This is a genomic window from Kitasatospora sp. GAS204B (genome assembly GCF_029892155.1).
GTDB lineage: Bacteria > Actinomycetota > Actinomycetes > Streptomycetales > Streptomycetaceae > Kitasatospora.
The window spans coordinates 130,010-144,255 of sequence record NZ_JARZAG010000013.1 but is presented as its reverse complement, the minus strand read 5'-3'; the positions used below and the strand labels follow the sequence as shown (position 1 = coordinate 144,255).

The window sequence follows — 14,246 nt, the reverse complement described above, 5'->3', positions numbered from 1 at the left end:
ATACGGTGAATGCGGTGGCCGGCTCCCCGGGCGGCGCGATTGGTCTGGTCCATTGCGTCGGCGGGTAGTTCGGCTGCGGTCGGATCGCCGGCGGTCGACTATCCGTGGCCGCCCGGCGGTTCCGGCGATATCAGGCGCCCGCGGCGGCGCCGGGCTCGCCCAGCCAGTGGGTGAGCGCCGCGCGCAGCTCGGCCCGGCTCGGGTCGGCCGCCGCCCAGGCCGCGTAGCCGTCGGGGCGGACCAGCAGCACGGTGGAGCGCAGCTTGCCGTGCGGGTCGGCCGGCGCCGCGTGCACCAGGCGGTCGGCCCACGGCGCACTGACGGCCGGCTCCAGGCCGCCGAACGGGGCGCCGCCCGGGGCCCGCTCGTCGGTGGTGATCAGCACGAACATGCCCGCGCGCAGCGCCTCGTAGAGCCGGCCCGGCTGACCCGGGGCGTCCTGGGCCAGCCGCAGATCGGGCATCCGGCGCCCGGCCAGCGGGTGCGAGCCGGGTGCGGCCGGGTAGCTGATCCCGATCCCGGAGACGGTCCGGGCGGCCCGGGTGATCAGCGGGTCGAAGGAGGTGGCCAGCGAGGTGGCGACCGTGCGCGCCGCCCGGCTGGCCGCGCTGCGGGCCAGGCCCAGCCGCATCAGCGCGCCCGAGCTGCGCAGCACCGCCTTGCCGACCGGGTGGCGCTCCGTCTGATAGGTGTCCAGCAGCGACTCGGGAGCCCGGCCGCGCAGCACCGCCGCCAGCTTCCAGCTGAGGTTCGCCGCGTCCTGCAGCCCGGTGTTCATGCCCTGGCCGCCGGCCGGCGAGTGGCAGTGCGCCGCGTCCCCGGCGAGCAGCACCCGGCCGTCGCGGTAGTGCGGCACCTGGCGCTCGTCGCTGTGGAAGCGGGACATCCAGCGGGCGTCGTGCAGGCCGTAGTCGACGCCCAGGGTGCGGCGGGCGATGTCGGCGACCTCGGCCAGCTCCACCGGTGCGTCGTCCGACAGTTGGCGGGTCCGGTCCCAGGCGACCACCCGGTACCAGCCGTCACCGAACGGCGCCACGAAGCCGAATCCGTCCTCGGTGGCGCGCATCGTCAGCGCGTCCTGCGGCGCGTGCTCCAGCCGGACGTCGGCGAGCAGCACCGAGCTGACCACCGACTCGCCCGGGAACGGGATTCCGGCCAGCTCGCGCACCGAGCTGTGCACGCCGTCGGCGCCGACCAGGTAGCGGGCCCGGTGCTTGACCTGGCCCTGCGGGGTGGTCGAGGTGACCGTCACCCCGTCGCCGTCCTGCCGCAGCCCGGTCACCTGGTGCTCGCGCAGCAGCACCGCGCCCGCCTTCACCGCCCGCTCCAGCAGCAGGCGTTCGGTCTGCGACTGCGGGGTGATCAGCATGAACGGGAAGCGGGTGGGCAGCCTGCTCAGGTCCAGCCGCAGCCGGCCGAAGAAGCGCAGCTGGGCGAGCTGGGTGCCGGTGCCGAGCAGCTCGTCGGCCAGCCCGCGGGCGTCCAACTGCTCCAGGGTGCGGGCGTGCACGGCAAAGGCGCGGGTGAGGTTGGACTCCTTGCCGCGCCGCTCCAGCACGGTGACCGCCACGCCGGCCGTGGCCAGGTCACCGGCCAGCAGCAGGCCGGTGGGTCCGGCGCCGACCACGATCACCTCGGCGGTGGAGTCCGGTGCCGCGTGCCGCTCGGCCGGCTGCTCGGGACGCTGGTCTCGCTGATCCGTCATGGGCTCAACTCCCCGTGCTCGCTCGCTTAATCTCAGTCCGCTCTCAGCTTCCCATCATCGCGGGCCCATCCGGTGCTGTGAATCTCATCGACGGGACAACGCTGAAGAGTCACAGTGAAGGGGCAGGGCACGGTCCGCGCTCGACGCCCTGTTCGACGAGCCGAGGGGGAAGGGCCGAGTGGAGGCGGGAAGAGCCAGGTTGGTGCGCCAACTGGCCAGCTTCACGGTGGTCGGCACGCTGGGGACGGCGACCTACCTGCTGCTCTACCTGGGGTTGCGGCAGCTCTGCCCCGCGTTGCTCGCCAACGCGGCGGCGCAGGTGGTCGCCGGCGTCGCGAACACGGCCGCCAACCGGCGCTTCACCTTCGGGGTGACCGGTCGGCAGGGCGTGCTGCGCCACCAACTCGGCGGCGGGTTCGCGCTGCTGGTCGGGCTGGTGCTGAGCAGCGGCGTGCTGGCGGCGCTGGCCGCGGTCGACCCGCAGGCCACCCGGGGCGAGGAACTGGCGGCGCTGGTGGGCGCGAACGCGGTGGGGACGGTGGTGCGGTTCGTGGTGCTGCGCGGGGTGGTGGGCGGCTGAGCGGCCGGCCTCGGGCACTGCCGCGCCGGCCGGGCTTCAGGCGCCGCCGCGCCGGCCTGGTGGGGCGATCAGCTCGCGCTCGACCGCCTTGTTCACCGCGTCGATCCGCGACACCGCGTCCAGCTTGCCGAAGATGTTGCGCAGATGGCGCTTGACGGTGCCCTCGGTGATGCCGAGCCGGCCCGCGATCTGACGGTTGCTCAGCGCCCGGGCGGCGCAGCCGAGCACCTCCACCTCGCGGCCGGACAGGCGGCCCCGGTTGGTCGGGGCCAGGGCCTCGGCTGCACCGGCCGGATCGGTCTCGGCGACCGCGGTGGCGAGCGCCGAGAGGATGATGTCCAGCAGCAGCATCCCGGCCCGGATCGAGTGCGTCAGGTGCAGGCCGGGGCGGACCCGCTCGCCGCTCTGGTTCACCACGTCGGCGATCTCGGTGCCGGTCACCGTCGCCCGGCCCTCGGCCAGGCTCACCGCGCAGTCCAGCAGGATCCGCCGGGCCTGCGCCACGCACTGCTGCCAGGCCTCGGGGTCGGCGGCCAGCGGGCTGTTGATGGCCCGCAGTTCCGCCAGGTAGCGGGCCAGCACCTCGGGCTCCTGGCCGAGCAGCCGTTGCGCCGCATCCTCCGCCCGGCCGTCTCCCGCGAGCAAGGGCAGCTCCGCCGGCCGGGGCGGCATCGACTCCGAGTCGTCGACGTTCATCTGGCCGCCCTTCCCCCGAGCCCGCGACTGCGTCCACGTCACCCTTGCGGTGCGGCGGAGTTGACCGGAACACCTGGCGCCAGACTATGGCGCGCGGACCCGCCGCAGACCAGCCCGCCCACCTGGCCGGCGGGGATCCGCGGTTCCGTCGCGCGGACTGTCGCAGGTCGCAGGCGGACTGTGGCAGATCGGGCCCGGCTACGCTCGGCGCATGGCTATTCCTCCCTTTCTCGCCGAACTGCGTGGCCTGGTGGGCACCCGGCCGCTGTGGCTCTCCGCCGCCTGCGTGGTGGCGCTGGACGACCAGGACCGGGTGCTGCTCGGCCGGCGCACGGACACCAGGGCCTGGGCACTTCCCGGCGGCATCATCGACCCCGGCGAGCAGCCGGCCGACGCGGCGGCGCGGGAGTGCCTGGAGGAGACCGGCGTCGAGGTGGTGCCCGAGCTGCTCACCTCGGTCACCGTCTCGCCGCCCGTCACCTACCCGAACGGCGACCAGACCCGCTACCTCGAACTCACCTTCCGCTGCCGGGTGGTGGGTGGCACGGCCCGGGTGAACGACGACGAGTCGCTGGAGGTGGCCTGGTTCGCCCAGGACGCGCTGCCCGTACTGGACGCGTCCAACCAGGAGCGGCTCACCCTGGCACTGACCTGCAAGGGGGAGACGGCCTTCGGTTTCTCCGGGTGAGGCCCGTGACCGAGAGTGTCGGCGACGCTCTCACCTGCAAGGCTTGACGGACCGTCATATGAGGCTAATAAAGTAACGCTTCATTATGAAGCAGGTACACAACGCAGCCAAGCCACCCGCGCGCGGCCTGGCACAGGACGCCGACGACTGCCTCTTCGATCCCCGAGTCCGCACCGTGCTGGCCGAGTTCACGCTCGGCACCGACACCCTGGCGCTGGAGGCGGCCTCGGCGATCCGGGCCGCCACGCACGCCGTGGAGCGGCTGCGCGCCCGGGGCGCCCAGGGGCGCGGCCTGAGCGCCGGGGCGCTGGACATCCTGATCCGGCTGGGCGCCACCACCGGCGAGGCGCTGAGCATCGGCCACCTCGCCCGGGCCGCCGACGTCAGCTCGCGCAACGTCACCGGCCTGGTCGACACGTTGGAGCGGGAGGGCCTGGCCGAGCGGATCCCCGACCCGCACGACCGTCGTTCGGTGCTCACCCGGATCACCCCGGCCGGCCGCGGCTGGCTCGACACCTTCCGGCTGCCGACCCAGCGGGCGATGGCGGGGGTGTTCCAGGGGTTCACCCCCGCCGACCTCACCGCGCTGCGGCACCTGTGCCTGCGGGTGGTGGAGAACCAGCAGCGGCTCGAGCACTACCTGGAGCAGACCGAGGACGTGCTGCGCTGAGCGAGCCGGGCGGCTCGCGCTGACGGAAGCTCAGTCGCTCCTGTCGCCCGGCTCGGCTGCTCCTGACGCGCCGCTCAGAGGACGGCGAGGCTCGCCGCCAGGTCGTCCAGGCCGAGCGAGCCCTGGGAGAGCGCCGCCATGTGCCAGGCCTTCAGGTCGAAGTCCGCGCCCTGCCGCCGCCGGGCCTGCTCGCGGCCGCGCAGCCAGGCCCGCTCGCCGAGCTTGTAGCCGATCGCCTGGCCCGGCCAGCCGAGATAGCGCTCGATCTCGCCGTGGCGACGGGCGGCCGGGCTGCCGTGGTAGGCGGCCATGAACGCGGTGCCCAGCTCCGGGGTCCAGCGCTCGCCCGGGTGGAACGGCGAGTCGGCCGGGATCTCCAGCCGCAGGTGCATGCCGATGTCGATGATCACCCGGATGATCCGCAGCATCTGCTTGTCCAGGTAGCCGAGCCGGTGCGCCGGGTCGGTGAGGAAGCCCAGCTCGTCCATCAGCCGCTCGGCGTACAGCGCCCAGCCCTCGACGTTGGCGCTGATCTTGCCGAGGGTCACCTGGTAGCGGCTCAGCCGGTGCTGCAGCGTCACCGCCTGGGCCAGCTGCAGGTGGTGGCCTGGCACGCCCTCGTGGTACCAGGTGCTGACCAGCTGCCAGGTCGGGAAGACCGTACGGCCCAGGGCCGGCAGGTAGGTGCGTCCCGGGCGGCTGAAGTCGAGGCTGGGGCCCGAGTAGTGCGGGGCCACCGAGCTGCCGGGCGGCGCGATGTGGGTCTCCACCCGGCGCAGCGGCCCCGCGATGTCGAAGTGGGTGCCGTCCAGGTCCTCGATCGCCCGTTCCATCAGCTCCTGCAGCCAGGCCCGGATGCCCTCCTCGCCCTCGACCACGTGGCCGTGCTCGTTCAGGTGGTTCATCGCCGCCAGCACGCCGGCACCCGGCAGCACCTGCTCGGCCGCCACCCGCATCTCGGCGAGCGTGCGGTGGAACTCGCTCCACGCCCACTCGTACGCCTCGGCCACGTCCAGGTCGGCGCCGGTGGCCCGGCGGGCGGAGCGCAGGTACGTCTCCCGCCCGACCGCGTCCGGCACCTCGACGGTCAGCGGGGCGTAGTCGGTGCGCAGCCAGTCGCGGAACTCCGCGATCGCGGCGGTGGCCGTGAGTGCGTCGCGGTCCAGCTCGGCGCGCCGGCGCTCGGGCCCGTCCGCGACGAAGCCGGTGAACCAGCTGGGCCCGCCGCTGTCCTCGCCGGTCCAGGCGGTCAGTTGGCGGATCGCCGCGTCGACCTGGCGCGGGGCGGAGAGCAGCCCGCGCCCGACTCCCGCGCGCAGCGTCTGCCGGTAGCCGTCCAGCGCACCCGGCAGCGCCCGCAGCCGGCCGGCCGCGTTCGCCCAGTCGGCGTCCGTCTCGGTGGGCGAGAGCGTGAAGATGTTCCGCAGCGTCTGGAACGGCGCGTTGATCGCGCGGACCGACCGCAGGTGGTCGCCCGCCTCGTGGCAGGCGAGCTCGGCCGTCAGGCGCTCGCGGAGCAGGCGCGCGCAGTCGGCCTCCACCGGGTCCTTTGCGCCGAGGACCGTCCGCTGGTCCGGTCCCGGCACCCAGTCCAGCACCGGCAGCCCGTCCAGCGCCGCCAGCGCGCCGCGGGCCAGTTCGGCGCCCGCCTCGAACCACTCCGGCGACAGCCCCGGTTGCCGGTCCTCCCGCACTCGTTCGCCCAACCAGGCTGCGGTGGATGGGTCGTGGGCCACCATCCGGGCCACGTAGTCGTCGGCGATCCGGCGCGGGGTGAGGGTCTCGTCTGCCATGGGGATCATCCTGGCGCAGCCGCCGGGGCTCTGTCAGGCCGATTCGGCCGGGTCAGCCGCCGGCCGAGCGGCGGAGCCGGCCCGGGGTGGTGTCCAGCCGCTCGCGCAGCAGGGTGGTGAGGGTGCTGGCGTTCTCGTAGCCGACCCGGCGGGCCACCGTGTCGGTCGGCAGGTCGGTGGTGCGCAGCAGGTGGGCCGCCTGTTCGAGGCGCACCCGCTGGGCGAAGCGCAGCGGGGAGACGCCGAGCACCCGGTCCAGGGCCCGCTGCAGGGTGCGTTCGCTGGTGCCGAGCGCGCGGGCCGCGTCAGCGATCCGCAACGGCTGGTCGAGGTGCTCGCGGACCCAGCGCTCGTATGCGGCGACGGTCGGGTCGGTCCGGGCCAGGTGCCCCGGTATCGCGTAACTGGCCTGGGTGGGACGGGAGTCGACCACCAGGTAGCGGGCGGCGAGGTCGGCCAGCAGTGGGCTGCGGTCGCGGACCAGGGCCAGCGCGAGGTCCAGGTGGGCCATCGCGGCGCCGGCGGTGGTGATGCCACCGGCCCGGGTGACCATCTGGCTCTCGTCCAGCTCGACCAGCGGATAGCGGCGCCGGAAGACCGGCGCGAGCCACCAACTGGTGGTCGCCGGCCGACCGTTGAGCACGCCGCTGTCCGCCAGCAGGAAGCTGCCGGTGCAGGCCGCGGCCAGCCGCACGCCGTCCGCGTGGGCGGCTGCGAGCAGTTCGCGGGCCGGCAGCCGCTCGGGCGCGTCCAGCCAGGCGACGAGCGGTTCGGGCTGCTTGTGGCCGACCCCGGGCACGATCAGCAGCTCGGGCGGGGCGGCCTCGGCGGGCGTGACCGCGGTGACCGCGTGTCCGGCGGCGGTGCGCACGGGTGTGGCGTCCGGACGGATCAGCGTCACCTCCCAGGCCGGCGGTGGCTGGGGCAACTCGCCGCGCAGCTCGTTGGCGGTCTGCAGGACGTCGAGTACCGAGGAAAGGCCCGAGTCGAAGACGCCATCGACCACCAGCACCGATATCTTCATGTCGGAAACGGTAAGGGATGTGTCGCATCCGCCACTGGGGGGCCTGGTGGCTGCGCTCATAGGTTGATCACACCAGCCAGTACCCGAAGGGAAACCCCATGACCACCACCCCGCGCGTCGGTCTGCTCGTCCGCCTGGAAGCCAAGCCCGAGCACGTCGAAGAACTCAACGAGTTCCTGACCGGCGCCCTTCCGCTGGCCCAGGCGGAGGCCGGCACCACCGTCTGGTTCGCGTTGCGCCTGGGCCCCACCACCTTCGGCATCTTCGACGCCTTCGGCAGCGACGAGGGCCGCCAGGCCCACGTGCAGGGCGAGATCGCCAAGGCCCTCTTCGCCGCCGCCCCGCGGCTGCTCGCCCAGGAGCCGGAGATCGTGCCGGTCGACGTGCTGGCGGTCAAGCTGCCGTAGTAGCCGTAGTAGCCGTCCCCCTCGGCCGGGTCCGCCAGGTGAGCAGCACCTCGGCGGGCTCGGCCGGACGGCGTGGTTCACCGCCCGGTCCGCGCCTGGAGGTGTTAGGTCGTTCGGCGGTGTTTTCCTCCCGTTCCGGTGAACGTCCGTGCCCCTCGGCCCCCGTGGTGTTGAGCGGCGGAGCAGGCGCGGGGATAGCCCTGGTGAGCGCCGGCAGGCCAGTCTTGGCGCGGCCCGTTCCAGGGAGGAGCAGCCGGGTGGATCTGCCCTACGTCCGCCACTCCGGTCGCCGGGCGGTGCTGGCCGGGCTGGGGGCGGCGATCACCGCGGCCGTCACTGAGGCCGTCGCCGGGCACACCGCTGCCGCCGCTATCCGCCTCGGCGGAGTGCTCGGGCAGGAGGCCGCCGCCGGCGGCGCCGGCAAGCGCCAGTTGCGGGGGCTGTGGATCGCGTCCCTGGCCAACATCGACTGGCCGCGGCACCGGGGCCTGAGCGCGGAGCAACTGCGGGCCGATTTCGTCGAACTGCTCGACCAGGCCCGGATGATCGGGTTCAACGCGGTCTTCGTGGAGGTCCGGCCGACGGCCGACGCCTTCTGGCCCTCGCCGTTCGAACCGTGGTCCCAGTGGCTGACGGGAACTCAGGGGCAGGACCCGGGCTGGGATCCGCTGGCCTTCATGGTCGACGCCGCCCACGAGCGCGGCTTGGCCTTCCACGCCTGGTTCAACCCGTTCCGGGTGGCGATCCAACCGGACCGCGCCAAGCTGCTGCCCAGCCACCCGGCCCGCCGCAGCCCCGAGTGGGCGGTCGTCTACAACGGCGAGATCTACTACGACCCCGGGATCCCCGCCGTCCGCGAGTTCGTCCAGCGCGCGATCATGGACGCCGTCAGTCGCTACGACATCGACGGTGTCCACTTCGACGACTACTTCTACCCGTATCCGGCGGGCCGGCTTGCCTTCCCCGACGCGGCGGCGTTCGCCGCCCACGGTCAGGGCTTCACCGACCGCGCCGCCTGGCGGCGGAACAACATCGACCTGATGGTCCGCCAGACGCGCGACCTCGTCCGTGCGGCCCGCCCCGAAGCGGTCTACGGCGTCAGCCCGTTCGGCGTCTGGCGCAACGCCCGCGACGACCCGGCGGGCTCGGACACCACCGCCCTCGTGCAGAGCTACGACAGCCAGTACTCCGACACCCTCGGCTGGGCCCGCAAGGGCTGGGTGGACTACCTCGCCCCCCAGCTCTACTGGTTCATCGGCTACGACCTCGCCGACTACGCGGTCCTCGCGCCCTGGTGGGCCGAGCAGACCGCCGGCACCGACACCCAGCTGTGGATCGGCCAGTCCGCCTCCCGCCCCGGCGCGCCCGAACGCCCCGGCCCCTGGCAGGACCCCGCCGAACTCTCCCGCCACCTCGCCGTCAACGCCACCCTGCCCGCCATCGGCGGCGACATCTTCTTCAGCGCCCGCAGCGTCCAGGTCGACCGCATCGGCGCGATCAGGAGACTCGCCGCCGACCACTGGCAGCGCCCGGTGCTGGGCCCCCTGCTGCCCCGCCTCGCGCACGCCGCCCCACCCGGCCCACCCATCCTGCGCCCCACCGCCGACCTGCACGCCCTGCGGATCACGCCGTGCCCCCGGGCCGAGCGGAACACCCGGCCGTTCCAGTACGCCGTCTACCGCTATGACAGCGACCCCGGACCCACCCCACCGGCCGATCCCGCTCGGCTGACCGCCCTGCTGCCGGCCCTCACCGTCGACCAGTACCGCCCGCCGGCCGGCGCACCACGTGCGTGGTACGCCGCCACCAGCGTCGACCGGGCCGGCCGCGAAGGTCCCACCAGCACACCGCTGTGGCTACCCGGATGAGGAGCTTCCGTGGCCTGATGCTACGTCAACTCAGCTCGGCAGAGCGACTGGTGGGCTGGTCTGGCCCAGCCGGCCGGCGCGATCGACGGCGGCGACCGTGTACCAGGCGGGACCGGCACCGGGGAGGGCGAGGGAGTCGGTCCCACCCGGGACGACGGCGATCAGGACGGCCGTGCCGGTGGCGGTGTCGGAGCGGTGGACGGCGTACTGGAACGGCGACTCGCCGGCCGCGTGCTGGAACATCAATCGTGCGCGGCCCTGATCGTCGGACGCCAGGCCGACGGTCGGTCGGCTCGGCGCCGGCCCGGTGGCGAGGCGGGGCAGCAGGGGGCCCAGCACCGGCCGTTGCCAGTGCTCCGCCGCCAGCTTCCTGATCGCGCCGAGCCGGTCCGCCCGGACATCGGTGGCGCTGAACAGGATGGTGCCGCCGATCTGCGGCAGCGCGTCGTCGAGCGCGAGGTGCCGGGAGAGCTCGGCCGGGTCCTGCCAGGGCGCCGGCTGCTCGGGCGCGCCCACGTGGTAGACGGCCTGGCCGATCCAGAGTTGGGTGTCGGTCCCGGCGGTCTGCTCGGCCCACCACGTGGCCAACACCCGGTAATCGGCCGGGGCGTAGCCGATGTACCAGTACAACTGCGGGGCGACGTAGTCGAGCCAGCCGTTGCGGATCCAACTTCGGGTGTCCGCGTAGAGGGCGTCGTAGGACTCCGCCCGGGCCGAGGTGTCCGAGCCCGCCGGGTCGCTGCGGACGTTGCGCCAGACGCCGAACGGGCTGACGCCGAAAGCCGCTTCGGGGCGTGCCGCCCGCACCAGGTCACGCATCTCGCGGACCAGCAGGTCCACGTTGTGCCGCCGCCAGGCGGCCCGGTCCGTGAACTCCGCCCCGTAGGTGGCGAACGCGTCGTCGTCCGGGAAGTCCTGTCCCGCCACGGGATACGGGTAGAAGTAGTCGTCGAAGTGGACGCCGTCGATCTCGTAGCGCGTGACGGCGTCCATCATGGCCCGCTCCACGAAACGGCGGGCCGCCGGAACACCGGGGTTGTAGTAGAGCCCGCCGCCGTAGCGCACGGTCCAGTCCGGGTGGCGCCGTGCGGGGTGGCTGGGCAGCAGCTTGGCACGGTCGGGTTGGATCGCCACCCGGTACGGGTTGAACCAGGCGTGGAACGCCAAGCCGCGCTCGTGGGCGGCGTCGACCATGAAGGCCAGCGGATCCCAGCCCGGGTCCTGTCCCTGAGTTCCCGTCAGCCACTGGGACCACGGTTCGAACGGCGAGGGCCAGAAGGCGTCGGCCGTCGGCCGGATCTGCACGAAGACCGCGTTCAGCCCGATCGCCCGGCAGTGGTCCAACTGGCCGACGAAGTCCGCGCGCAGCCGGTCGGCGGACAGCCCGGGCGCCGCCGGCCAGTCGATGTTCGCCACCGACGCGATCCACACCCCGCGCAACTCACGATCCGGCGGCGCGGCCCGGGCGTCCCTGCTACGCGCCCAGGCTGACGACCGACCGGCACTGGTCACCGAGGCCGCACCGAGCAGGAGGGCGCGGAGCGCTCGGCGCCTGCCGATGTTCGGCGCTGGTCGGGGGCCGGGTGTTCTGCGGCTAGGGAGCATGCCGCTCAGGATGCTGGGCGCAGGACGGGTTGCGGTGCGACACACCGTGACCGGCAGCAAACCCGGTCAGGGACAGAGCAGCTCGATGGTCGGAAAGTAGGTGCGGTAGCGCGCGGCATCGCGGGTGAGCAGCCGATAGCCCCGGACAGCAGCATGCGCACCGATGTAGAAGTCGGGCAGCGGCGCGGTCTTCTGACCGCCCCGCTTCCGGTACTGCAGAAATGCCTTCCCAGCCAGGAACCCCGCCTCGTAAGGCAGCGGTTCGCGGGTGAACTCCGCAGCAGGCAGCACCGCGTCCAGGTCCTCGATCGCCGCGTAGGCCACCGAAACCTCCGCGTACACGATCGGATTGATCACGACCTGCCCCGCGTCCTGAGCCTTGGCCAGCTCAGCCTCGGACCAGTCGGCCCAGGAGGGATCGTCCGTCATCAGATCCAGCAGCACACACGAATCAACCAGCGTCACCGGTCGGTCCCGGCCCCGCTCCACCAACGTCAGCCGGCTACTCGCCACGTAGCAGTCCCATGATCTCGTCGGTGGACATACCGGTGGCGGCGCTGCCCCTCATCCGCCGTGCCAGCCGCTGCCCATGGGTGGCGTCCCCGACCCGGCGCACTATCCGCAGGACGCCGCCCTCCTCGATCACGTCCACCTCATCGCCGGGGCGCAGACCGCACTTCTCGCGGAGGTCCGCAGGGATGGTGACCTGCCCCTTGCTGTTGAGTCGCATCGCAGCCTCCGGTATCCCGTAATACCTCTACTACGTAATACTACGCCCGTTATGGCTGCCGACTTCTTGGCCCACGTGATCCACGGAGCCCAAGGGGTCGAGGCACCCAACGGCTTTTTGACCGTCGTGTTCGCCGCTCATCGGTGGTCGGGTGACCTCACGAACGGGGAACCCGAGAAGCACTCGGAGGTTGCGTGGGTGAGGACCGACGCCATCCCAGCCCAAGGCCGTGGCCACCACGGACACGGCCTTGGTCAGCTACCTCAACAACGGGCCCAGTGTCTCCCTGGACTCGTGGCCGGGCGGCGCTCCGACAGTGGCACGGTGACCCCGCAAAGCCCGTGGCTCGGGAGCATGACACTCCCGAGCCACGGGCGGCAGCCTGCGGTCAGACTCCTGATGGGCTAGTGCCGTCGGCCGGCTGCGCCTCCTCGGCTCCTCCTCATGAGGAAGATGGCCAAGCCTCCCAGCGTCAGCATGACCAGCGAGCCGACTGCAAGGCCGATCGATTCACCTGCGCCTGTCGCAGCGAGTTCTTGCTTCGACTTGCTCGGATGCTGCCCGTGGTCACCCTGGTCGTGACCACCCGGACCCGTCGCGTGGTCACCCTGGTCGTGACCGCCCTGGCCCTTCCCGTGATCACCCTGTCCAGGGCCTCCCTGGCCATGTCCGCCGTGCTCCCCCGGAATCTGGGGAGGGCCGGCGGGTCCAGGGGGTCCGGCAGGCCCAGCCGGTCCGGCCGGGCCGGGAGCTCCGGGAGCACCGGGAGCACCGCTGGCCCCGGGAGCCCCGGGAGCCCCGGGAGCCCCGGGTGCGCCGTTGGCCCCGGGAGCGCCGTTGGCGCCTGGCAGCCCGTTGGGGCCGGGAGCACCGGGAGCACCAGGTGCGCCGTTGGCACCGGGCAGGCCGTTGGCGCCGGGGGAGCCATTGGCTCCGGGCAGGCCGTTGGGGCCGGGTGCGCCGTTGGCTCCGGGCGAGCCGTTGGCTCCGGGCAGGCCGTTCGGGCCGGGTGCACCGTTGGCGCCGGGAGCACCGGGGGAGCCGTTGGCTCCGGGCAGGCCGTTGGCCCCTGGAGCGCCGTTGGCTCCGGGCAGGCCGTTCGGGCCGGGTGCGCCGCTGGGGCCGGGAGCACCAGGTGAGCCGTTGGCTCCGGGCAGGCCGTTGGCCCCTGGAGCGCCGTTGGCGCCGGGTGACCCGTTGGCTCCGGGTGCGCCGTTGGGGCCGGGAGCACCAGGTGCGCCGTTGGCGCCGGGCAGGCCGTTGGCACCGGGAGCGCCGTTGGGCCCGGCAGCGCCCGGAGCGCCCGGAGCACCGGGAGCACCGTTGGCGCCAGGTGCACCGGGGGAGCCGTTGGTGCCAGGCGCACCGTTGGGGCCGGGGGAGCCGGGCGCACCGGGCGCGCCGTTCGGACCGGCCGCACCGGGAGCACCGGGTGAGCCGGCGACGCCGGGTGCGCCGTTGGGCCCGGGAGCACCCGGAGCACCGGGCGAACCATTGGCGCCGGGCGCGCCGGGTGCACCCGTCGGGCCGGGCGAGCCCGTCGGGCCGGCGGGTCCACTGGGTCCGGCCGGTCCGCTCGGGCCGGGCGGCCCGGGCGGACCGACGGTGCAGGCCGCCCTCGTAATGGTGTTGGTGTCCAGCGTGACCGCGCCATTACGCGCCAGGGCCCGGCCCTCGATCACGGTGCCGGTCTGTGCCGCGATGGAGGTCAGGGCCAGGATGTTGCCCTTGAAGAAGGAATTGGTCCCGATGGTGGCGGAACTCCCCACCTGCCAGAACACGTTGCAGGCCTGTGCCCCGTTGATGAGGCTGACGTTGCTCGCCGAGCCGGTGATCAGGGTCGAGGCGATCTGGAAGATGAAGACCGCGCTGGGATCGCCCTGGGCGTCCAGTGTCACGGTCCCGGTCAGTCCCAGTGGCCCGGTGGACTTGTAGACGCCGGATGTCAGTGTCTGTCCGACCAGGTCACCCGCGACGCTGGCCGTGGGCGCTCGGCCGGCCGCGTCGTCGTACGCGATGACCAGGTCCGACTGTGCCTGCAGGGCGGGCGCGTCACCGACGTGCTGCGCGCCGTTGACGATGCCCGGCGGAAAGCCCGTCACGGAGGAACCCGGGCTGAGCCCCAGGTCGCCGTTGATCACACTGGGCCCCGTGTTGGTGACCGTTGAACCGCCCAGAACCGCGTAACTGGTGTCGGTTCCCAGCGTCACGGGTGCCTCCGCGGCGTGCGCGAGGCCGGGATGCAGAACTCCCGTTGCCAGCAACGCCAATCCGGGGAGCAGGATGAGAGCTTCCCTGATCCGAGTGCGTCCGCGCCGTCGGCCGGGGGGAGCGGACACGATGACATCCACTGCCATAAGAGCAAGACCTTTCTTGCCGCCGTTGAACTCGGACTCCCCGCTGCGGAGGCTCCGAGCTGACGTGGTGAGTTCTGGTCAAGCCGCAGGATTCCGGTCGGCATGTCGATCCTGCTCACAGAT

13 protein-coding genes and 1 pseudogene are annotated in these 14,246 nt (G+C 73.1%); 6 read left to right on the top strand and 8 right to left on the bottom strand.

Annotated features, from left to right (window positions below):
- Nucleotides 1-130: 130 nt before the first annotated feature.
- Nucleotides 131-1,705 (bottom strand): FAD-dependent monooxygenase, encoded by a 1,575-nt coding sequence (locus P3T41_RS19645; RefSeq protein WP_280691260.1) that lies wholly within the window; start codon nt 1,703-1,705, stop codon nt 131-133.
- A 202-nt stretch (nt 1,706-1,907) separates the two neighbouring features.
- Here P3T41_RS19645 and P3T41_RS19640 point away from each other — a divergent pair, with 202 nt between their 5' ends.
- The gene (locus P3T41_RS19640) at nt 1,908-2,285 is read left to right on the top strand and encodes a GtrA family protein (protein ID WP_280691259.1); all 378 of its coding nucleotides are present in this window, start codon (nt 1,908-1,910) and stop codon (nt 2,283-2,285) included.
- A 36-nt stretch (nt 2,286-2,321) separates the two neighbouring features.
- Here the strand turns inward: P3T41_RS19640 and P3T41_RS19635 are convergent, their stop codons facing one another.
- Entirely contained in the window at nt 2,322-2,981 is a 660-nt protein-coding gene (locus P3T41_RS19635) for a helix-turn-helix transcriptional regulator (protein WP_280691258.1), read from the bottom strand.
- A 211-nt stretch (nt 2,982-3,192) separates the two neighbouring features.
- Between P3T41_RS19635 and P3T41_RS19630 the strand changes: the two genes are divergently transcribed.
- Together P3T41_RS19630 and P3T41_RS19625 are read left to right on the top strand one after the other, a co-directional pair.
- Nucleotides 3,193-3,669, top strand: a complete 477-nt coding sequence (locus tag P3T41_RS19630; RefSeq protein WP_280691257.1) for an NUDIX domain-containing protein — start codon at nt 3,193-3,195, stop codon at nt 3,667-3,669.
- Between the two features lie 85 nt (nt 3,670-3,754).
- Nucleotides 3,755-4,339 carry a MarR family transcriptional regulator gene (locus P3T41_RS19625; RefSeq protein WP_280691256.1) on the top strand — a complete coding sequence of 195 codons (585 nt, stop codon included), beginning with the start codon at nt 3,755-3,757 and terminating at the stop codon, nt 4,337-4,339.
- A 74-nt stretch (nt 4,340-4,413) separates the two neighbouring features.
- Here the strand turns inward: P3T41_RS19625 and P3T41_RS19620 are convergent, their stop codons facing one another.
- Together P3T41_RS19620 and P3T41_RS19615 are read right to left on the bottom strand one after the other, a co-directional pair.
- A complete protein-coding gene (locus tag P3T41_RS19620) occupies nt 4,414-6,132 on the bottom strand; it encodes a DUF885 domain-containing protein (RefSeq protein WP_280691255.1) in 1,719 nt (572 codons plus the stop codon).
- A gap of 52 nt (nt 6,133-6,184) precedes the next feature.
- Complete coding sequence (locus tag P3T41_RS19615; RefSeq protein WP_280691254.1) at nt 6,185-7,156, bottom strand: helix-turn-helix domain-containing protein; 972 nt, start codon at nt 7,154-7,156, stop codon at nt 6,185-6,187.
- 98 nt (nt 7,157-7,254) lie between these two features.
- Here P3T41_RS19615 and P3T41_RS19610 point away from each other — a divergent pair, with 98 nt between their 5' ends.
- Together P3T41_RS19610 and P3T41_RS19605 are read left to right on the top strand one after the other, a co-directional pair.
- Nucleotides 7,255-7,563: an antibiotic biosynthesis monooxygenase gene (locus P3T41_RS19610; RefSeq protein WP_280691253.1), complete on the top strand. Its 309-nt coding sequence runs from the start codon at nt 7,255-7,257 to the stop codon at nt 7,561-7,563.
- Nucleotides 7,564-7,820: 257 nt separating this feature from the next.
- On the top strand, nt 7,821-9,431 hold the full coding sequence (locus P3T41_RS19605) for a family 10 glycosylhydrolase (RefSeq protein WP_280691252.1): 1,611 nt from the start codon (nt 7,821-7,823) through the stop codon (nt 9,429-9,431).
- 30 nt (nt 9,432-9,461) lie between these two features.
- Here P3T41_RS19605 and P3T41_RS19600 read toward each other — a convergent pair whose 3' ends face one another.
- The 3 genes from P3T41_RS19600 to P3T41_RS19590 all read right to left on the bottom strand — a co-directional run bounded on the left by P3T41_RS19600 (nt 9,462) and on the right by P3T41_RS19590 (nt 11,766).
- Nucleotides 9,462-11,036, bottom strand: coding sequence for a family 10 glycosylhydrolase (locus tag P3T41_RS19600; protein WP_348533673.1), 1,575 nt, complete (start codon nt 11,034-11,036; stop codon nt 9,462-9,464).
- A 66-nt stretch (nt 11,037-11,102) separates the two neighbouring features.
- Complete coding sequence (locus tag P3T41_RS19595; RefSeq protein WP_280691251.1) at nt 11,103-11,501, bottom strand: type II toxin-antitoxin system VapC family toxin; 399 nt, start codon at nt 11,499-11,501, stop codon at nt 11,103-11,105.
- 37 nt (nt 11,502-11,538) lie between these two features.
- Nucleotides 11,539-11,766 (bottom strand): AbrB/MazE/SpoVT family DNA-binding domain-containing protein, encoded by a 228-nt coding sequence (locus P3T41_RS19590; RefSeq protein ID WP_280691250.1) that lies wholly within the window; start codon nt 11,764-11,766, stop codon nt 11,539-11,541.
- 69 nt (nt 11,767-11,835) lie between these two features.
- On the opposite strand from P3T41_RS19590, the pseudogene P3T41_RS19585 reads away from it, so the two are divergent.
- Nucleotides 11,836-12,094: pseudogene (locus P3T41_RS19585) on the top strand (DNA mismatch repair protein MutT); the annotation flags it as partial.
- Nucleotides 12,095-12,170: 76 nt separating this feature from the next.
- Here the strand turns inward: P3T41_RS19585 and P3T41_RS19580 are convergent.
- Nucleotides 12,171-14,123 (bottom strand): ice-binding family protein, encoded by a 1,953-nt coding sequence (locus P3T41_RS19580; protein WP_280691249.1) that lies wholly within the window; start codon nt 14,121-14,123, stop codon nt 12,171-12,173.
- Nucleotides 14,124-14,246 lie beyond the last annotated feature (123 nt).